This window comes from Ruania albidiflava DSM 18029 (assembly GCF_000421225.1).
GTDB classification, from domain to species: domain Bacteria; phylum Actinomycetota; class Actinomycetes; order Actinomycetales; family Beutenbergiaceae; genus Ruania; species Ruania albidiflava.
The window spans coordinates 395,698-416,021 of the sequence record NZ_ATWL01000001.1; the positions used below are offsets into that span (position 1 = coordinate 395,698).

The following is a 20,324-nucleotide window of genomic DNA, read 5'->3' on the forward strand; positions in this document are numbered from 1 at the left end:
TCGGGTGCCGATCGTGTCCCAGGCACGCTCCCCCGACTCGATGAGGAGACCTTTCATGCGTCGACCACCGTCGTCCGACCGCGTGCGGCCGCGCCGAGCCGTCGCGTGCGGGGGCATCGCCGCGCTGGCGTTGTCCACGCTCGTCCCCCTGTCCGCTGCCTCCGCCGACGAGGTCACGGACCTGGGCACCGCCTCCGACTACGGGGCCACGGATGCCCCGAGCGGGCTGCAGGCCGAGTCCTCCCCCACCGGTGCCTGGTTCGTGCAGACGGCTGGGACGCCGAGCGTGCAGGGCGGTTCGGTATCCACGAACGCTCAGCAGGCGAACGCGGCGATCGACGAGGCGGAAGATCTCGGTCTGGAGGTGGAGGTCCGGGAGACCTACTCCCACCTGTGGACCGGGTTCTCCGCCGAGATGTCCGACTACGACGCTGCTGTGCTGGCCGAGGCGGACTCGGTGCAGGCGGTGTTCCCGGTGCTGACCGTGGCACTCCCGCCGGAGCAGGCTTCGTCCACGACCCCGGAGATGGTCAGTGCACTGGCGATGACCGGTGCCGACATCGTGCAGAGCGAGCTCGGCTACACCGGTGCGGGGATCCAGGTGGGCATCCTGGACACCGGCGTGGACTATGAGCACCCGGACCTGGGCGGTAGCGGGGAGGGCACGTCGTTCCCGACCGCGCGCGTGACCACGGGGCATGACTTCGTCGGGGACGACTACAACGCCGACGCCTCCAGCCCGGACTACCAGCCGGAACCGAAGCCGGACGACGATCCGGACGACTGCTACGGGCACGGCACGCACGTGGCCGGTATCGTCGGCGCGAGCGGCGACCCGGCAGAGGGCGGGGTACGCGGTGTGGCCCCCGGGGTGACGTTCGGGGCGTACCGCGTGTTCGGCTGCAACGGGTCCACCGACACCGACATCATGCTCGCTGCCATGGAGATGGCTCTCGACGACGGCATGGACGTGCTGAACATGTCCGTGGGCGCCGGTTTCGCGTCCTGGCCGGAGTACCCGACCGCTGTAGCCAGCGACAACCTCGTGGATGCCGGCATGGTCGTGGTGGCTTCTATCGGCAACGACGGCGAGCTGGGCACCTGGTCCGCCGGAGCACCCGGGGTCAGCAACTCCGCGATCGGCGTGGCCTCCTACGACAACACGACGTTCACCGCGAACACGTTCTCTACCGCCCCGGACGGCGCCTCGTACGCCTACACCACCGCCTCCGGCTCCCCGACCGCCCCGACCAGCGGGCAGGCGCCGCTCGCGCTCCCTGCGGACGGTGAAGAAGAAGCCTGCGCACCGCTGACCGGTGACTTCACCGACCAGATCGTGGTGGTCTCCCGCGGCACGTGCGCCTTCTCCGACAAGGCGGTCCACGTCCAGGACACCGGTGCGGCCGGTGTGGTGCTGTACAACAACGAGCCCGGGCTGATCAACCCGACTGTGGAAGGCGAGGTGGAGATCACCATCCCGGTGGTGTCGGTCTCGCTGGAGTCGGGCACGGCGATCACCGAGGCGGTCGCCGCGGGCGAGGCCACCGAGCTGGTGTGGACCGAGGACACGGTCTCCCAGCCGAACCCGACCGGCGGCCTGGTCTCCAGCTTCAGCTCCTACGGTATGACCGCCGACCTGAAGCTCAAGCCCGACCTGGGTGCACCGGGTGGGCAGATCTGGTCCACGATCCCGCTCGAGCAGGGCGGGCACGGGTCGATGTCCGGCACGTCGATGTCCTCCCCGCACGTGGCCGGTGCGGTGGCGCTCATGCTGGATGCGCGCGGTGACCTGTCCCCGGAGCAGATCAAGGAGCTGATGCAGAACACGGCCGACCCGAAGCTGTGGGCGCTCGCCCCGGACTACGGCTACCTCGGCCCGGTGATCCGCCAGGGCGGCGGGCTGCTGGACGTCGACGACGCCATCCTGTCCTCGGTCTCCGCCTCCCCGGGGGCGCTGAACCTGGGCGAGAGCGAGTCTGGTCCGAGCACCCAGACCCTCACGCTGACCAACTCCGGGGACAGCGCAGTGACCTACGCACTGAGCTACGAGGACGCTGTGTCCACCTACGGCGACCCGACCAACCCGACCTTCGGCTACGCGCCGAGCCAGGTGGACCTGCCCGCGGAGGTGACCGTGGGCGCTGGCGAGCAGGCCGCTGTCGAGGTGACCATCGCGGCCAACCCGGAGCTCGACCAGGCCCAGTACGGCGGGTACGTGGTGCTCACCCCGGACGAGGGCGAGCCGCTGCGGATCCCCTACGCGGGCTTCGCCGGCGACTACCAGTCCGTGCCGCTGATGACCGACATCGGCTACGGGCTGCCCACGCTCGGCTCCCTGGCCGAGTGCGAACGGTTCATCGGTGTGGACTGTGTGATGGGTGGTTCCTACGACCTGGAACCGGACGGCACCACGTACACGATGCAGGACGGGGACGTCCCGACGGTGCTGGTGCACCTGCAGCACCCGGCGCAGCAGCTGTCGATGACGGTCTACGCAAGCCACAACGGCCAGCGTGGTGCCCAGTTCGGCCCGACCGCCACGTTCCTGGACGTGGACTACCTGGGCCGGGACGCGACGGCGACCTCGTTCACGCCGTACACCTGGGACGGGCGGTTGGACTCCGGCTACCAGCGCGGGCACCGCAACGACGACTGGCGGGTGCCGGACGGTGACTACATCGTCGAGATCACCGCGGTCTCCGCGCTCGGAGATCCGGCCAGCGCCGAGGAGTCGCAGACCGTGCACACCTCGGAGTTCACCATCGACCGGAACAACAACGGCAACCCCTGGTGGGAGACGATGCTGCAGATGTTCCACGTGCCGTTCCACCTGTGGGACGACGTGTTCTGCGCGATCAGTGGTCTGTGCCCCGGACCGGGCCACGGAGGTGGTGCCGGTAGCCGATGAGCACTGTGCGCGCTGGGCTCAGCTGTCGCTGAGCGCACTGCGTGATACCGATGACGGCGGGGGCCGGGCCTGGGTGGTCCGGCCCCCGTCGGTCTGTGCTCACGGCGTGTTCTGGGCCACTCCGGGCAGGTGGGGAGCAGGCGGGTGCCCATGGTATGTTTACCGTCGTTGCGGGCGGCCGTGAGGCTGGCCGCTGCACCCTTGTCCGGGTGGCGGAATTGGCAGACGCGCTAGCTTGAGGTGCTAGTGCCCTTTATCGGGCGTGGGGGTTCAAGTCCCCCCTCGGACACCACTGCCCAGGACGGGCTCCGGATCGCTCCGAACGACGGCTGGTTCGGCGTGACCGGAGCGGCGTCGTCTCGCCGCTGGTCTCGCGCACCGGCGGCGCCCGAGCTGCGACGATCTAGTCATTGGTCTTGCGGCCAACGCCCTCTGGCGGGATACTCAGCGGGACCTTTGGAGCGCGTCTCGCTCTGTCAGGGTCTGACCAAGGGCGGTACGGGAGGCTGTCGTGGGACACCAACGACGCAGGTCCACGGTGGGGGCGAGCGACGCGATCGGGACGGCAGCGACCAGCCCTCGCGACACTGGCGGCGATCGCGGTGCTGGTCTCCGGTCTCTGGGCGGGACCGAGCACTCCGGTGCACGCGGCTCCGGTGGATGGTGGGCAGACACCGACCGAGTGGCTGACCGACCATCCGACCTGGCACCGGTATCCGGGCTCGGTGACCGAAGACGCCGGGACCACCGGCCTGTCGGTGAACCCGGGGCGGATCTGGACGGACAAGACGGTCTTCGGCGACGACGCTGAAGCCAGTGAGGCTGGGGGCGACCACGACCTGAGCATCGCGGACGACGAGATGGCGGTGGCACTCTCGGCCCTCGGTACCACCCGCCAGGTGCAGTCCACCCGCCCGGCGGCCATCGACCTGGTGATCGTGATCGACAACTCCGGCTCGATGAGGTTCTGTGTCGGCAGCTCGTCCGAGTGCAACGGGACGAACCCCAACAACGCCAACTACTACCAGAACTCCCGGGCCTACGCGATGGTCGAGGGCGTCAACGCCGCGATCAAGCACATCGTCGACGCGGACCCGAACGCGCGGGTGAGCATCGTCTCCTTCGGGCAGCAGGCGAGTACGGTCACACCGTTGGCGGCACCGGAGACGGTGCCGGGCACCGAGGACTACCTGGTCTTCGGTCCGCCGGACGCTCAGGGCTACATGTCGATCCAGAGCGCCGAAGGAACCTTCCGGGTCGGGTACGTGGGCACCGCCTCCCAGGGGACGAACATCCAGCGGGGCATCAGTCAGGGACTGTCGGTGCTGGCTGACCAGCAGACCAGCGACGTAGCCGGTGACGTGCAGCACGTCCCGAGCGTGATCCTGTTCTCCGACGGCGAGCCCACCTACTCGGCCACCGAGCAGACCTGGTGGAACCTGACCGGTACGGGCACCCAGGGGCCGGGCTCCGGCGCGTACTACGGGAACGGCTACCTCGCCGCGCTCTCTGCCGCGTACGGCAAGAACCGGGTCACCGACGTCTACAACGACGAGGCGTTCAACACCGCCCACGGCCTCGATCCGGTCGAGACGAACATCTACTCAGTCGGCCTGGGGGTGTCCGGTCTGGCCGCCAACAGCCAGCAGCTCGCCTACGCCACGCTGAACCCCCAGGAGACGCTCCCGGAACAGGGCCAGACCGGCACGAACGAGATGGCGAACTCGTTCGCCAGCGCCATGGGCACCCACGCAGGCGGCGGGACGCCGGCGGTGACGGTGAACAACCGCGTGACGTTCACGGTGAACCAGCCGAGTGGTCAGATCGGTGACGGCTCCTCCGGCACCGTACCGGCGCTCACCTACAACCCGACGTATGAGCAGCTGCGGTACAACACCACCTTCGACGCGCCGAACACCGCTGAAGAGCTGGTGATCGTGTTCGAACGCATCGCCGACGACGTCCTGGCCGACGAACCGGTGCTGCCGATCGAGACCACCACCCCGGACCCGAACACTGACGGCTACGTCACGTTCACCGACCCGCTCGGCCCGTTCATGCGGGTGACCGACATGGACAGCATCGTGTTCTGCTCGCTGCTGCAGGACGCCGGCGACGCCGCGGACTGCGACCCGGAGGAGTTCACCGAGTTCAGCACGAGCACCAGCGGCAACGTCACCACCTACACGTTCGACGGTGCCTACCAGGCGAACGACATCTTCGACGAGACCTCGTTGTCCAACATCGAGGTGACAGTGGAGTCGAACCCGTCCCTGGCCATCGGGGACATCGTCACCTGGCGGATCCCGGTGGCCCTGCTGCCGATGCTGAACGCGAGCATCCTGGAGGATCCGGACGGCACGCCGGACAGCATGACCTGGTACAACTCCCACCCGGTGCACCTGTACTACAAGGTCGCGCCGAAGGCCGGTGTGGCGGCCGCGCTCACCGACCCGACGACGCTGAGCGCGGCCGACCAGCAGGCCCTCGCCGCTCACGTGGCGGCGAACACGGCCGACGACGCCTCGCTACGCTTCTACGCCAACGCGTTCACCACTGCTGCCGACGGCACCCGCACGTCCCAGGCGAGCGCCACGTTCCGACCGTCCTCGCGGAACGACTTCTACCGCTTCGGGCAGGATTCCGTGCTGTACACGGCGCCAGACCCGGCGGCCACGATCACCGAGTCCCAGTGGGCGAGCCTTCCCGCCGACGCCACCGTCTACCGGGCGATCTACCAGTACCGCACCACCGGCGGCCAGGGGTCGACACCGGACAAGGAGCTGCACTTCTACCCCACCACCAAGCAGAACCTCCTGGACGGACAGACGCCCGGGGTGCAGATCCACGCGGACAGCGGTGTGATGGTCGGCCCGGCAGGCCTGTACAACCTGTCCCCGCGGGTGCAGAACCTCGACATGCCCAAGTGCACCGCCGAGGACGTGACCTGGGCCGACGGCTCCCCGACCTGCACGAACCCCAGCTCCGATGCGAACCTCACCGAGACCGACCCCGAGGCGCGGCAGACCGCCGTCGTCCCGGAGGTGGCCCAGTCCGTGCAGGTCCGTCTGGGCAACAACGGGTGGCTGCAGTACGACGTGCCCGGTGCGTTCGAGGTCGCCAAGACCGTGACGACGGCGCAGGCGGGCCTCTCCCCTGACCCCACCCAGGGATTCGACTTCACCATCACCCTCACCGACGCCGACGGCAACGCGCTCGACGGCACGTATCCATACCGCGTGTTCGACACCGCCTCCGGCGAGCCGGTCGGCGCACCAGGCACGATCACCGACGGCGGCACGATCACGCTCACCGGAGGCCAGCACGCCCGGGTGATGGGCCTGCCCGATGGGGCGGGCTATGAGGTCATCGAGGAGGACCCGCCGTCGGCCTACACCCCCACTGCACCGGATGTCACCAGCGGGACGATCAGCGTGCCGCAGTCGTCCATCCCGCGACTGACCTGGCAGAACTCCTACGACGTGGAGCCGGCGACGCTGACCACGGTCACGGCCAGCAAGGCGATGGAGCAGAGCTGGCTGGACGGTACCTACACCATCCGGCTGTGCCCGAGGTTCGGCGCCCCCGTCCCCGAAGACGGCGCCGACGACACCGGGTGCGTGACCGCGGACGTCACCGCCGAGGGGCAGGTGGTCGACTTCGGCAACGTCACCTTCACCACACCGGGCACCTACTCCTACGGCTTGGTCGAGCTGCCCACCAACGTCGCCGGTGTGACGGACTCGCTCGCAGAGTTCCACTGGGACGTGGCCGTGACCGACAACGGTGACGGCACGCTGTCCACCACCAGCACCCTGACTCGGACCGCCGACGACACCGGCGCCACGGTGACCGAGGAGGTCCAGCCGCCGGCGACGTTCACGAACGCCTGGGCCGCCGGTGACCTGTCCCGCCCCCTGGAGATCGTCAAGCGGGTGCAGGACACGTCCCTGACCGACGAGGGGCAGACCCGCCCGCCGGAGATCCCCTACTTCTTCACCTTCAGCACGGTCGACCCGGACGGCGCCACGCCTGCGCCGCCCACGTTCCCTGAGGGTGCGACGAGTGTCGAGGTGTCCTCCACCGTCGGCAGCATGGCCGTGGCGTCACCGCCGTTGACCTACACCACGGAGCATGTCGGCAACACCTACTACTACCAGGCCACCGAGAGCCAGGGCGCCGAGATCCCCGGGATGACGCTCTCCGACGCGGTGTGGTTCTTCCAGGTGGAAGTCGGCTCCAGCACCAGCGGCAGCCAGACCCTGATCGACCCGGTCGTCGCTCTCTGCCAGACCACGCAGGATGCCGTGGCCGCCGACGCCCCGTGGGGTGACTGCGACCCGGCCACCGCCACCTACAGCGCGGAGGGTGAGGGCCCGGTCTTCCTCAACCTCTACGAGCCCGGTCCGGCCACCGCCCAGCTCACCGCGACCAAGGCCCTGGACGGACGCCCCTGGGACAGCACCGACACGTTCACCTTCGACCTGGCCGCGTTCGACGCCGCCACCACTGAGGCCATCGCCTCCGGCGCCGTCGAGCTGCCGACCGCGACCAGCACCACCGCGAACGCGCCCGCAGACGGCTCGGCCCCGAACGTCGTCTTCGACGCGATCACCTTCCACCGCCAGGGCACCTACCGGTTCGCGGTCACCGAGCAGCCGCCCTCGCCACCGGTCCCCGGCATCACCCCGGACTCCCGCACCGTGGTGTACACCGTCACCGTCACCGACGAGCCGGTCGCCGGCGGCACCAGCCGGGACGGCGTGCTCGAGGCCGAGGTGAGCGTCGAGAACAGCACGGGCACGTTCGAGAACACGTTCCGGTCGATCGTGACCCTCACCGAGAACGCGCTGATCACCAAGACCCTCACCGGTCGGGACGCCCGCGCCGGCGAGTTCACCGTCACCGTCGAGGCGCTGGATGCGGCGTCGCAGCAGAAGCTCGGCTGGGAGGCCGCCTCCCAGCAGTTCGCCACCACCTCCGAGGCACGGGACGGGCAGACCGCCCCGGTGACCCAGCTTCCACAGCTCACGTTCACCCAGGCCGACCTGGGGCAGGAGCTCACCTACCTGGTCACCGAGGAGGAGGGTGACGCCGGCGGCGTGAGCTACGACCCGACCGAGCACACCGTGGTGATCGCACCCCAGTACGACATCGACACCGACGAGATGTGGATCCAGACCACGGTGAGCACCGACGGTGGCGAGAGCATCACGTACGACTCCCGCACCGGCCAGACGCCGGAGGTCGCCTTCCGGAACACCTACGTGGCGGGACCGGGCGAGGCGAGCATCCCGTTCGACAAGCGGATCGTGGGCCGCGACTGGCGTGACGGCGACACCTTCACGTTCGAGCTCACCGGAGTGGACGGCGCCCCGGTGCCTGCTGCGAGCACCCTCGAGGTCACCGCCGCCTCGGACACCACCGCCCCGGGGATCCGGGCCGGTGAGTTCGGACCGATCACGTTCACCGAACCCGGCGACTACGTGTACTAGATCCGTGAGCTGCCGCCGGCCGATGACCCGGTCGAGGACATCGGCTACGACACCGACCAGCTTCTGACGGTCACCGTGCACGTGACCGACGACGGGTCGGGCACGCTGCAGACCGAGCTGACCGGCCCCGACCAGCTGTTCGAGAATATCTACCGCACGCCCTACCACCACGACATCTTCAAGCGGCTGGTCGGTCGCGACATGGCAGACGGCGAGTTCGGTGTCCGCGTGGTACCGGTGGACCAAGCCTCCGCCGACATCACCGACGGGCAGGTGCCGTATCCCGACGGGGTGGTGTTCGACCTGCCCGGGGCCGCCAACGGCCAGCTCTCCCTGGTGCAGCGCTCGGTGGCACCTGTGCTCACCGAGGACGCGCTCGGCCAGACCTACTGCTACGTCTACTCCGAGGAGGTGCCGGACGACCCGGCACCGGGGGTCACCTACGACAGCACCCGGTTCCAGATCTGCACGACACCGACCATGCGCCAGGACGGCATGATGCGGGCGACGGCGGTCATCACCGACGCAGACACCGGCGCCGAGATCAGCACGGTGGTCACCGACGAGGACGACGTGCCGATGGCCTTCCCGCAGATCACGTTCCAGAACAGCTACCACTCCTGGACGTTGGCGAAGAGCTCCGACCCGGCGAGCGGTTCCACAGTGCAGCCGGGGTCCACGGTCACCTACACGTTGACCGCCACCAACACGGCGACCACTACGCTGTCCGGTGCCCAGGCGGTGGACGACCTGACCGAGGTGCTCGCCCACGCGACCCTCGGCGATCTGCCCGACGGGCTCACCCTGGACGGCAGCACCCTCACCTGGGCCGTACCCGACCTCGGCCCCGGTGAGACCGCGACCATCTCCTACCCGGTGACCGTCGCCGCGGACGCCACCGGGGGCACGCTCCGCAACAGCGTCACCGGCGCCGGGGACGTGCCCCCGCCGGAGGCGTGCCCGGATGACGACCCGCAGTGCCGTGACACCGAGCTGCACACACCGGCCTGGACCCTGATCAAGGGTTCCGACCCCGCCAGCGGTTCCACCGTGCTCCCCGGGGACACGGTGACCTACACCCTGACGGCGGCGAACACCTCCGCGGACGCCAACCTGTCCGGCGCCCTCGCACAGGACGACCTCAGCGAGGTGCTCCCCTACGCCAGCCTCGGCGACCTGGCCGACGGGCTCACGCTGGACGGCAGCACGCTCACCTGGGCCATCCCAGAGCTCGCAGTCGGTGCGGACGCCTCGGTCTCCTACACCGTGATCGTGGACGAGGACACCTGGGGGTCCACGCTGCGCAACGCGGTGTCCGCCACCGGACCGGTACCGCCCGAGGCGTGCCCGCCGGACGATCCGTGCGCCACGGAGCACGTCGTCCCGGCCTGGACACTGACCAAGTCCAGCGACCCGGCCTCGGGTACCGAGGTGCTGCCGGGGTCGACGATCACCTACACCCTGACGGCGCTGAACGACGGCCCCGCGCCGGTCACCGGGGCCACGGTCACCGACGACCTCAGCGAGGTCCTCGACGACGCCGGCCTGCTCGAGCCCCTGGCCGACGGCGTCACCCTGGACGGCAGCACGCTCACCTGGGCAGTACCGTCGCTCGCGGTGGGTGAGCAGGCCGAGGTGACCTACGCCGTCCTCCTCAACGATGACGCCTACGGTGCACAGCTGCGGAACGTGGCGACCCCTGGTGCGGATGGTGGCTGCATCGACGCCTGCGCCACCGAGCACACCACGTCCACCGCGCCCAGCCCACCCACGCCACCGGGCCCGACGCCACCCGGTCCGGCGCTCCCGGGACCCGCGCCCGAACCGCCGACCACACCGTCGCCGATCCCCCCGACCGGTGCCGCCGGGGTGCTCGGCACAGCGGCCCTGGGCCTGGCGCTGGTGCTCGGCGGCAGTCTGCTGGTCCGTCAGCGGCGCGGCTGGCGACCCTGACCCGCGCGGCGCGGCTCAGGCGACGGCGTCCAGCGCCGCCACGCTCTCAGCGTCCAGCACCAGGTCGGCGGCGGCGAGGTTCTCGGTCAGGTGTGCCACCGAAGCGGTGCCGGGGATGGGCAGCATCATCGGTGAGCGCTGCAGCAGCCAGGCGAGGGCCACCTGGTGCTGGCTGGCGCCCAGCCGCTGGGCGATGGCCTCCACTGTGCCGCCCGGCTCGGTGGCCCGGCCGGCGTCCAGCGGCGCCCACGGGAGGAACGCGATCTGCTGCGCGGTGCAGTAGGCCAGCACGTCCTCGGACCTGCGGTCGGTGAGGTTGTAGCGGTTCTGCACGGACGCCACGGTGAAGTACTGCTCAGCGTCCTGCACCTGCGCCACGGACACCTCGGACAGCCCGAGCGCGCGCACCTTCCCTTCGCGCTGCAGGTCGGCCAGCACGCCGAACTGCTCGGCCGTGGGGACCTTCGGGTCGATCCGGTGCAGCTGGAACAGGTCCAGGGCTTCCACGCCGAGGCGACGCAGGCTCAGCTCGACCTGCTGGCGCAGGTACTCGGCGCGGCCGAGCGGAACCCACTGGTCGGGCCCGGTGCGTGCCTGCCCGGCCTTGGTGCCGATCCGCAGCCCGTCCGGGTACGGGTGCAACGTCTCGGCGAGGATGCGTTCGCTCACCTCCGGGCCGTAGGAGTCGGCCGTGTCGATGAAGTCCACCCCCTGCTCGACGGCGGAACGCACCACAGCACGTGCGGCGTCCAGGTCTGCGGGCTCACCCCAGATGCCTTTCCCGGTGATCCGCATGGCGCCATAACCCAGACGGGTCACCGTGCCGAGGTCCTTGATGTCGATAGTGCCGGCTGCGTCGATACCCATGCCTCCACTCTAGGAGCGGGCCAACATCCCTGCCGAGCCGGGCACCGGATCGTGCCCTGGGCTCAGGCGAGCATGCCGGAAGCGCCCAGCCAGGAGCCGACCGCGAAGGTGGCCGCGAGCGCCAGCGCACCACCCATGACGACCCGCAGGGCGGCGCGGACCGGGTCCGCCCGCCCGATCCAGGCTCCGACGGCACCGGTGATCGCGAGCGCGACCAGGACCGCGGCGAACGTGACCGGCACCCGGCTGCTCGGCGGCGGCAGCAGGATCGCGAGCATCGGCAGCACGGACCCGGCGAGGAACGCCACTGCTGAGGCCAGTGCGGCGTGCCACGGGCTGACCACCTCCTCCTCGTCGACTCCCAGGGCCCGCTGGGAGTCTGTCTGGCTGGAGACGGACACGTACTCCCCGAGGGCCATCGAGATGGCCCCGCCGAGCACAGCGGCCAGCCCGGCCACCAGGATCGGCCCGGTCGCGGTCGTCACCCCGGCGACGCCCACGACCACGGCCGCCACGGACACGATCCCGTCGTTGGCGCCGAGCACACCGGCGCGCAACCAGTTGAGCCGGCTGGCGAGGTCCTCGACGGGGTCGCTGAGGTCGTTCACACGGAGGGTCATAGCTGCCATATAAGCGTCTTCTGGCTGCGCGCGCTAGCAAGGTGAGTCTGGCCTAATCCGCAGCATCATGCGGAAAAGTAGGTGTGCCTCACCTGAATGCAGGCGTGCCTCACCTGGCTTGGGGACCGCGTCTGGTGCACGGCTGGCAGCGCTGCGGCTAGCATCTGCGCCGTGACTTCCCCACCACGCGCGGTCCTGGCCGGCGCCTCCGGGTTCATCGGCACCGCCCTGGTGCGGGACCTACGCGACCGGGGCTACGCCGTCGTACGTATCGGCCGCAACGGACCCGAGGTGCGGTGGGACGACCCGGTCGGGGTGCGCACCGCCGTCGACGGTGCGGACCTGCTGGTCAACCTGGCCGGGCGGAGCGTGGGTTGCCGCTACCACGACCGGAACCGGGCGGAGATCTACGCTTCCCGGATCGGGACGACCACGCAGCTGGCGCAGGCTGTCCACGCTGCCGCCGCCCCGCCGCGGCTGTGGTTGAACGCGAGCACCGCCACCATCTACCGGCACGCGATGGACCGGCCGCAGACCGAGGATGGCGGCGAGCTGGGCTCCGGGTTCTCCGTGGACGTGGCCCGGGACTGGGAGCAGGCGTTCTTCGCCGACGACCTGCCGGGTACCCGACGCGTGGCGCTGCGGATGGCGATCGTGCTGGGCAACGGCGGCGCGCTGACGATGCTGCGCCGGGCCGCCCGGTTCGGGCTCGGTGGCCCGCAGCTGGACGGCTGGTGGCCGGCGCACCAGCGGTACCGCGGGATCGGTCCCACCCCGACCGCACCGGCGGTGCACGCACCGAGCACCGGTGGCCGGCAGAAGTTCAGCTGGATCCACCTGGACGACCTGCTGCGGGCGATCGCCTTCATCGACACCCACGCTCAGATCGAGGGTCCGGTGAACCTGAGCGCACCCGAGGTGAGCGACAACCGCACGCTGATGGCGCAGCTGCGCCGCACGGTGCGGGCACCGTTCGGTCTGCCCGCCCCGCGCTGGCTGCTGGAGCCGGGCATGCTGGTGCTGCGGCAGGAGTCAGAGCTGGTGCTGAAGAGCCGGTGGGTGCTGCCCGAGCGGCTGCTGGCGGCCGGGTTCGCCTTCGCCCATCCCGAGCTTGCCGGGGCGCTGGAGGACCTCGCGGCCCAGTAGCCGCCCCGGCAGGGTGCGCACCGGTCAGGAACCGATCCGGTGCTCGCGCCGGTAGCGGCCCAGCAGCGCGTCCACGACCCGGGCGGTGCGGGCGGCACTCTCCCCGGTGCTCGGCGAGGTCCCGTGGCCGGTGAGCTCGTCCACCACCGCCTGGATCAGCGGCTGCTGCACCGTGCTCGGGTAGGGGGCCTCGATCTTCTCCGTCCCGGCCGCGGTGCGCAGCCGCAGCGGTTCCTGCCCGAAGGAGGAGAAGATCAACGATCCGGCGCTGCCCACGATCTCCACCTCGTCGCGCTGCTCCCCTGCCGCGTAGCACCACAGTCCGGTGCCGACGACGGCGGAACCCAGCTCGAACGTGGCGCTCACCACGTCCTCGGCCGAGTAGGCGCCGGCGGTGTTCGCGGCGAACCCGGTCGTGCGGGTCACCGGGCCGAGCAGGTGGTCGACCAGGTCGAGGGTGTGCGAACCGAGGTCCACGAACAGGCCCCCGCCGGAGATCTCGGGGCGCACCCGCCAGCCGAGTGCGGCCGGGTCGTCGGGCACGGTGGCGAAGTTCTCGATCCGGAACGCGCGCACCTGGCCGATCGCGCCGCCGTCGAGCAGCTCTTTGACCGTCGCGAACCGGGGCATGGCGCGCCGGTAGTAGGCCACGAACAGCGCCGTGCCGGTGCGGCGTGCGGCGGACAGCATCTCCTCGCACTCTGCCGCGGTGCGGGCCATCGGCTTCTCCACGTACACCGGTTTGCCGGCCCGCAGCGCCCGCCCGGTGTAGTCGGCGTGCGAGTCCGGTGGGGTGGCCACGTAGACGGCGTCCACCTCGGGGTCGGCGATCAGGGCATCGGCATCGTCGTACCAGCGCGGCACACCGTGCCGGCGGGCGTAGTCGGCGGCCCTCTGTGCGTCCCGGCGCATCACGGCGACCAGCTGGGAGCGGTCCGCCTGCTGGAAGCCGGGCCCGCTCTTGGCCTCGGTCACGTCCCCCACGCCGATGATCCCCCAGCGCACTGTCTCCATGGCGGCAGCCTAACGGGCGTGCAGCCGCCGCCACCCCGCCGGTGCGGTGCGGCTCGCCTAGAGTGGGCGCGTGCTCCCGCCATCGCCGCACCCGGAGACCGGGCCGACAGATGCCGTCACGCTGCCCCGCTCGCTGCTCGAGGGGGTGGGCGCGACCGCACCCGGAGCCGCCTGGATCCAGCGCCTCCCGCAGCTGGTGCAGCGGGCGCAGCAACGGTGGCAGCTGCAGCTGGCCGAGCCGTTCGGGGTGGGGACTGCGTCCTGGACTGCCCCGGGCAGGCTGCCGGACGGTACCCCGGTGGTGGTGAAGATCTCCTACCCGCACGACGAGGCGCGCCACGAGGCCGCGGCGCTGCGCGCCTGGCACGGGTGGGCCGCCGTCGAGCTGCTCGACCACCACCACGAGGACTGGGCGCTGCTGCTCCGCCGGGCGCACCCGGGCACGCCGCTGCTGCACGACACCTCGGCTGCGGACCTGCGCCTGGGGCACGGTCTGGAGGTGCTGCGCAACCTGCACCAGGCCGACATCACCGATGCACCGATGGCGCACCTGACCACGGTGAGCGCCCACTGGGCGCCCCTGGCCGCCGCACGTGCCGACCGGTGGGCGACGATGCTCAGCGGTGGGGAACGGCTCGTCCGCGCTGGTCTGGACCTGCTGCACGCGTTCGGTACACCTGGTGCGCGCCCTGGCCCGGTGGTGCTGCTGCACGGTGACCTGAACCCGGGCAACCTCATCCTGGACGCGCCCACCCAGGGTGCTGGGCACTGGCTGGCGATCGACCCCAAGCCGATGATCGGCGATCCCGCCTACGACCTGTGGCCACTGCTGGCGCAGGTGGACCAGCCGTTCACCGCAGCCGACCCGCTGGCGCTGGTGCACCACCGGGTACAGCTGGCCAGCCAGGTGCTGCAGATCCCGGCACTGCGGATCTGCGAGTGGGCGCTGGCCCGTACGATCGAGGCGTTGCTCTGGCAGCTGGACACCTTCACCGATCCGGCACGCCAGGCGGCCGCGCTGGGCGACCTGCACCAGGCGCAGGTCTGGTACCACCTCGCCTACGGCTGACTCAGGCGCCTGCTCGTGCGTCTGTCCACGCACAGCGTGCTCACCTGGTGCAGACTGGCGGCGTGAAGATGACCACCCGACGGCGGACCACGGCCCGCACGACCGAGCTGCCGAAGCTGACCCGGTCACCGGCGCGCGGTGCCCGTCTGCACGCCCACCGCCTACCGGAGCGGCACCTGCGCGCCGAGGACACCGGGGACGGCGTGCCCCGGTGGATGGTGAAGGCCGGCGGCTGGTCCTGGCGGCTGCTGCTGGTGATCGCCGTGGTCGCCCTGTTCACCTGGGCCACAGCACGGATCCAGCTGGTGTTCATCGCCGTGTTCCTGGCCCTGGTGTTCACCGCCGTGCTGCGTCCGTTCGTGAACGTGATGAACCGGGTGATGCCGCGGGGCCTGGCCACGGGCCTGTCCATCCTGGGTGCGTTCCTCGTGGTCAGCGGGCTGATCACCTACGTCGTGACCTCGGTGACGGGCCAGTGGAGCACCCTGTCCGAGCGGTTCTCCGACGGTCTGAACGAGCTCTTCGACATCGCCCAGAACCTCCCGTTCGGCATCTCCATCACGACAGCGCAGCTCGAGGAATGGGCACAGACTGCCCTGGAGTGGGTGAACGAGAACCAGTCCGAGCTGCTGGACCGCGCGGCCGAGGGCGCGGGGTCGGTGTTCGAGACGTTCACGATCCTTGCGCTGGCGATCTTCTGCACGGTGTTCTTCCTCTCCCGCGGCGACGAGATGTGGCGCTGGTTCATCAACCAGCTGCCCGGCAGGATGCGGGAGAAGTGGATGATCGCCGGCGGGGTGAGCTGGTACACCTTCTCCGGGTATGCCCGTGGCACGGTGATCATCGCCTTCGTCGACGGTGTGCTGGCATTCATCGTGCTGCTCATCGCCGGTGTCCCGCTGGCGGCACCTCTGGCGGTGCTGGTGTTCATCGGTGCGTTCATCCCGCTCGTCGGGGCACCGGCTGCGATGATCATCGCGATGATCGTGGCGCTGGCCGTCAACGGCCTGCTGAACGCTGTGATCGTCGGCCTGTTCATCGCCCTGATCGGCCAGTTCGAGGGCCATGTGCTGCAGCCGCTGGTGATGGGCAAGCAGGTGTCCCTGCACCCGGTGGTCGTAGCGCTGGCAGTGACCGCCGGGATCTTGGTGGCCGGCATCCTCGGGGCGATCATCGTGATCCCGATCGTCGCCGTGGTCTGGGCGGTGTACTCCCGGCTGCGCACCGTGGACCCGCCGATGACCGACGACGAGGTGGTCTCCGGTCGATGAGGGTGGCCAGCGCGACCTCCCCGCGAGGCCAGGTGACCTTGGTCCGGCGCGCCGACGCCCTCGAGCTCCGGGTGAACGGGGTGTTCGTGATGGACACCGCGCAGACCACCACCGAGCGGGCACTGGCGCGAGCAGCGCTGGCGCAGGTCAACCACCCGGAACAGGTGCTGGTCGGCGGCCTGGGACTGGGGTTCACCGCTGCCGAGATGCTCACCGACGAGCGGGTGACCCGCCTGGAGGTGGTGGAGATCGAGCCGGCGGTGGTCAGCTGGTTGGCCGACGGCAGCGTGCCGCACGGTCCGGCGTTGCTGGCCGACCCGCGCCTGCACGTCATCGAGGCGGATGTGGCCAGCTATGTGGCCGCTCTGCCGCCCGCGTCGGTGGACGCACTGGTCCTGGACGTGGACAACGGGCCGGGCTACCTGGTCCACGAGGGCAACTCCCGTCTGTACCAGCCGCAGATGCTCGGGACGATCGCCCGGGTGCTCCGCCCCGGCGGGGCGGTGGTGATCTGGTCCTCGGCTCGTGCACCGGAGCTGGCCACGGCCATGGCTGCTGTGCTCGATGAGTCCGACGAGCAGGCGCTGGCCGTGCAGCTGCAACGCCGCGACGAGCAGTACTGGCTCTACTCCGGTTGGAAGGACGAAGGCCAGATCAGCGGAAGTCACGGGACCGGCTTGGCACCCGCAGGCTGAGCTCGGTGACCTGGTCGGCCATCAGGTTCGTGACGCCGTCGGCATGCTCCACCACCCCTCGCACCACCAGGGCAGCACTGCCGCGCACCACCTTCCGGTAACGCTGCCACAGCCCGGCCGAACAGATCACGTTGAGCAGCCCGGTCTCGTCCTCCAGGGACAGGAACGTCACCCCGGCGGCGGTGGCCGGGCGCTGCCGGTGGGTGACGACCCCGGCCACCCGCACCCGCCTCCCCGCCCCGGCTGCGGGGACGTCGACCACCCGGAGCACTCCCCCGGCGTCCAGCTCCTCCCGGCGGAACTGGGTGGGGAAGGAGTCCACCGAGACCCCGGTAGCCCACACGTCCGCCACCGCAGTGGACACCTCGTCCATCGCGGGCAGGTCCGGCACGCTGGTACCTACGGCGGTCAGCGGCAACGGTTCGGCGATCCACCTTCCGTGCCGGGTGCCGCTCTCCGCTGCGAGCGCACCAGCCAGCCACAACCCTTCCCGACGGTCGCGGGTCAGGTCTTCGAGCGCTCCGGCAGTGGCCAGCGCCTCCAGCTGCGCGGCGGTCAGCCGCACCCGGCGGGCCAGGTCGGCCAGGTCGACCAGCGGCGCCTCCTGTCGGACCTGCACCAGCCGCTCGGCGGTCTTCTCCCCGATACCCCGGACCGGGGCGAGGCCCAGGCGTACGGCGAGAGGGCCGTCGTCGGCATTCCCCACCCGCTCCACCTGTGCCTGCACCCCAGAGGCGACCACGCTGGCCCGGCGCACCTCCACCCCACGGCGGCGGGCATCAGCCACCAACGACTGCGGGGAGTAGAACCCCATCGGCTGGGCGGCCAGCAGCCCGGCGTAGAACGCTGCCGGGTGGTGCACCTTCAGCCAGGCGCTGGCATAGACCAGGTAGGCGAAGGAGAACGCGTGCGACTCCGGGAAGCCGAAGTCCGCGAACGCCTTGAGCTTCTCGAAGATCTGCTCGGCCACCGCCCGCGGTACTCCGTTGCCGGCCATCCCCTCCAGCAGCCGGGTGTGCAGCGCCTCCATCCGCTCCATCGACCGCTTCGAGCCCATCGCGCGGCGCAGCTGGTCGGCCTCGGCGGCGGAGAAGGAGGCCACGTCGATGGCGATCTGCATCAGCTGCTCCTGGAACAGCGGTACGCCGAGGGTCTTGGCCAGAGCCGGTTCCAGCAGCGGGTGCAGGTAGGTGACCGGTTCCCGGCCGTTGCGACGGTTGATGTAGGGGTGCACAGCGTCCCCCTGGATCGGGCCGGGGCGGATCAGGGCCACCTCGACCACGATGTCGTAGAAGGTGCGCGGCTTCAGCCGGGGCAGAGTGGCCATCTGCGCCCGGGACTCCACCTGGAACACCCCCACAGTGTCTCCGGCGCAGAGCAGGTCGTACACGCCCGGGTCCTCCTGCGGCAGCGAGTGCAGGTCGAGGGTGAGGCCCTCGGTGCGTTCGATCTCCTCGAACGCCAGCCGCAGCGCGGTGAGCATGCCCAGTCCGAGCAGGTCGAACTTCACCAGCCCGGCGTCGGCGCAGTCGTCCTTGTCCCACTGCAGCACGGTGCGCCCGGGCATGGTGGCCCACTCCACCGGGCACACGTCGATCACCGGCCGGTCGCAGAGCACCATCCCACCGGAGTGGATGCCCAGGTGGCGCGGCAGGCGGAGCATCTGCTCGGCGATCTCGACCACCTGCTCCGGCGCGCCGACCTCCTCCCCGGCCAGGGACCCCCAGCGCTCCACGTTCTTGGACCAGGCGTCCTGCTGGCCCACGTCGTGGCCGAAGGCGCGGGCAGCGTCTCGGATCGCTGACTTCGGCCGGTAGGAGATCACGTTCGCCACCTGGGCGGCGTGGGTGCGCCCATACCGGGCGTAGACGTGCTGGATCACCTCCTCCCGGCGGCCGGACTCGATGTCCAGGTCGATGTCCGGCGGCCCGGACCGGCCCGGGGAGAGGAACCGTTCGAAGAGCATCTGGTGCTGCACGGCGTCCACTGCGGTGATGCCCAGGGCGAAGCAGACCGCAGAGTTCGCGGCCGACCCGCGGCCCTGGCAGAGGATGCCCTGGCTGCGGCAGAACTCCACGATCTCGTGCACGATGAGGAAGTAGCCGGGGAAGTCCAGGGCGGTGATCACCTCCAGCTCGTGGGCGATCGTGGCGTAGGCGCCGGGTGAGCGTTCGGCCTCCGGCGGGCCGTAGCGCTGGCGGGCGCCGCGCATGGTCAGCTCGCGCAACCAGGTGGCCTCGGTGTGCCCGGGCGGCACGGGGCAGGGTGGCAGGTTCGGGGCGAGCAGGTGCAGGTCGAAGGCGCACTCGGCGGCCAGCGCGGCGCTGGTGGCCACCGCCTGCGGGTGGCGGTGGTGCAGCGCGAGCATCTCGGCCGGGCTGCGCAGGTGGGCGGCTCGGGGTGGCAGCCAGCCGGCCATCTCCTCCAGGGTGGAGCGGGCGCGGACGGCGGCGAGCACGTCCGCCAGGTGCTGGTCGGCGGGGGTGGCGCAGTGCACGCCACCGGTGGCGACCAGCGGCAGGTGGGCGTCGGTGGCGAGCTGGGCGAGCGCATCGGCGCGCACCGCGTCCAGCGGGTCGCCGGTGGCGGTGACCTCCACGGCCACGTTGTCGGCGCCGAAGGAGTCGGTGAGCCGGTCCAGCTCGTAGCGGGCGGCGGGCAGGTCCACCTCCCCGGGGTGGGGTTCGAGCGCACGGCGCACACCGGACTTGCGGCAGCCGGTGAGCACCAGCCAGTTCCCGGCCGCCAGGTCGGCGAGCTCACCGAGCTCGTAGCGGGCCTCGCCCTTGGCGCCGCTGGCCAGGTGGGCGTTGGCGATCGCCCGGGACAGACGCCGGTACCCCTCCGGACCGCGAGCGAGCACCAGCAGGTGCCTGCCCTCCGGGTCGGGCATGCCGGTGGGCCGGGTGCTGGCGTCCAGGGTCAGCTCGGCGCCGTAGACGGTGGGCATCCGGGCGGCCGCAGCAGCCTCGCAGAACCGGACCACACCGTAGAGGCCGTCGTGGTCGGTGATAGCGATCGCGGACAGTCCCAGACGGACCGCCTCCAGGACGAGCTCCTCGGGCTGGCTGGCGCCGTCCAGGAAGCTGAACGCGGAGTGGGCGTGCAGCTCGGCGTAGGCGACTTCCGGGCCGGGGCCGGTGGCGCGGCCTGGGCGGGTCATCGTGGGCTCCGCAGGCACTGGCGGGGCGCACCCGACCCCTCGAGCGAATCGAACATACGTTCTATCGTAACGCTGGGTGCAGCGGGCTGCCGACCACTCTGTGGTCACGGGCGCGGCGGTCGG

9 protein-coding genes, 1 tRNA gene and 1 pseudogene are annotated in these 20,324 nt (G+C 70.7%); 7 read left to right on the forward strand and 4 right to left on the reverse strand.

The window, feature by feature from the left end:
- The first annotated feature begins 55 nt into the window (after positions 1 to 55).
- From K338_RS26340 to K338_RS0101865, 3 genes and pseudogenes are all read left to right on the forward strand, one after another.
- The gene (locus K338_RS26340; protein WP_169579506.1) at positions 56 to 2,908 is read left to right on the forward strand and encodes a S8 family serine peptidase; all 2,853 of its coding nucleotides are present in this window, start codon (positions 56 to 58) and stop codon (positions 2,906 to 2,908) included.
- 203 nt (positions 2,909 to 3,111) lie between these two features.
- Positions 3,112 to 3,200 (forward strand) — tRNA-Leu (locus K338_RS0101860).
- Between the two features lie 568 nt (positions 3,201 to 3,768).
- Positions 3,769 to 10,356: pseudogene (locus tag K338_RS0101865) on the forward strand (Spy0128 family protein).
- A gap of 15 nt (positions 10,357 to 10,371) precedes the next feature.
- Here K338_RS0101865 and K338_RS0101875 read toward each other — a convergent pair.
- Positions 10,372 to 11,223, reverse strand: coding sequence for an aldo/keto reductase (locus K338_RS0101875; RefSeq protein WP_022916489.1), 852 nt, complete (start codon positions 11,221 to 11,223; stop codon positions 10,372 to 10,374).
- Between the two features lie 62 nt (positions 11,224 to 11,285).
- A complete protein-coding gene (locus tag K338_RS0101880) occupies positions 11,286 to 11,843 on the reverse strand; it encodes a VIT1/CCC1 transporter family protein (RefSeq protein WP_022916490.1) in 558 nt (185 codons plus the stop codon).
- A gap of 171 nt (positions 11,844 to 12,014) precedes the next feature.
- On the opposite strand from K338_RS0101880, the gene K338_RS0101885 reads away from it, so the two are divergent.
- Complete coding sequence (locus K338_RS0101885; RefSeq protein ID WP_022916491.1) at positions 12,015 to 12,989, forward strand: epimerase; 975 nt, start codon at positions 12,015 to 12,017, stop codon at positions 12,987 to 12,989.
- A gap of 24 nt (positions 12,990 to 13,013) precedes the next feature.
- Here K338_RS0101885 and K338_RS0101890 read toward each other — a convergent pair whose 3' ends face one another.
- Positions 13,014 to 14,003, reverse strand: a complete 990-nt coding sequence (locus K338_RS0101890) for a Gfo/Idh/MocA family protein (protein WP_027286326.1) — start codon at positions 14,001 to 14,003, stop codon at positions 13,014 to 13,016.
- A gap of 70 nt (positions 14,004 to 14,073) precedes the next feature.
- Here K338_RS0101890 and K338_RS19895 point away from each other — a divergent pair, with 70 nt between their 5' ends.
- From K338_RS19895 to K338_RS19905, 3 genes are all read left to right on the forward strand, one after another.
- Positions 14,074 to 15,072, forward strand: coding sequence for an aminoglycoside phosphotransferase family protein (locus tag K338_RS19895; protein ID WP_022916493.1), 999 nt, complete (start codon positions 14,074 to 14,076; stop codon positions 15,070 to 15,072).
- Between the two features lie 68 nt (positions 15,073 to 15,140).
- Positions 15,141 to 16,343: an AI-2E family transporter gene (locus K338_RS19900; RefSeq protein ID WP_084480530.1), complete on the forward strand. Its 1,203-nt coding sequence runs from the start codon at positions 15,141 to 15,143 to the stop codon at positions 16,341 to 16,343.
- Entirely contained in the window at positions 16,340 to 17,038 is a 699-nt protein-coding gene (locus K338_RS19905; RefSeq protein ID WP_022916495.1) for a spermidine synthase, read from the forward strand. Before K338_RS19900 ends, K338_RS19905 begins: the two co-directional genes overlap by 4 nt.
- On the opposite strand, the gene K338_RS0101910 is transcribed toward K338_RS19905, so the two are convergent.
- Positions 16,998 to 20,201, reverse strand: coding sequence for an error-prone DNA polymerase (locus K338_RS0101910; protein WP_022916496.1), 3,204 nt, complete (start codon positions 20,199 to 20,201; stop codon positions 16,998 to 17,000). The genes K338_RS19905 and K338_RS0101910 overlap by 41 nt on opposite strands.
- Positions 20,202 to 20,324 lie beyond the last annotated feature (123 nt).

What these genes read in the sequence shown, in the direction of transcription:
- K338_RS26340 (WP_169579506.1), top strand. Translation starts at nt 56, where the DNA reads ATGCGTCGACCACCGTCGTCCGACCGCGTGCGGCCGCGCCGAGCCGTC.
- K338_RS0101875 (WP_022916489.1), bottom strand. Translation starts at nt 11,223, where the DNA reads ATGGGTATCGACGCAGCCGGCACTATCGACATCAAGGACCTCGGCACG.
- K338_RS0101880 (WP_022916490.1), bottom strand. Translation starts at nt 11,843, where the DNA reads ATGACCCTCCGTGTGAACGACCTCAGCGACCCCGTCGAGGACCTCGCC.
- K338_RS0101890 (WP_027286326.1), bottom strand. Translation starts at nt 14,003, where the DNA reads ATGGAGACAGTGCGCTGGGGGATCATCGGCGTGGGGGACGTGACCGAG.
- K338_RS19900 (WP_084480530.1), top strand. Translation starts at nt 15,141, where the DNA reads ATGACCACCCGACGGCGGACCACGGCCCGCACGACCGAGCTGCCGAAG.
- K338_RS19905 (WP_022916495.1), top strand. Translation starts at nt 16,340, where the DNA reads ATGAGGGTGGCCAGCGCGACCTCCCCGCGAGGCCAGGTGACCTTGGTC.
- K338_RS0101910 (WP_022916496.1), bottom strand. Translation starts at nt 20,201, where the DNA reads ATGACCCGCCCAGGCCGCGCCACCGGCCCCGGCCCGGAAGTCGCCTAC.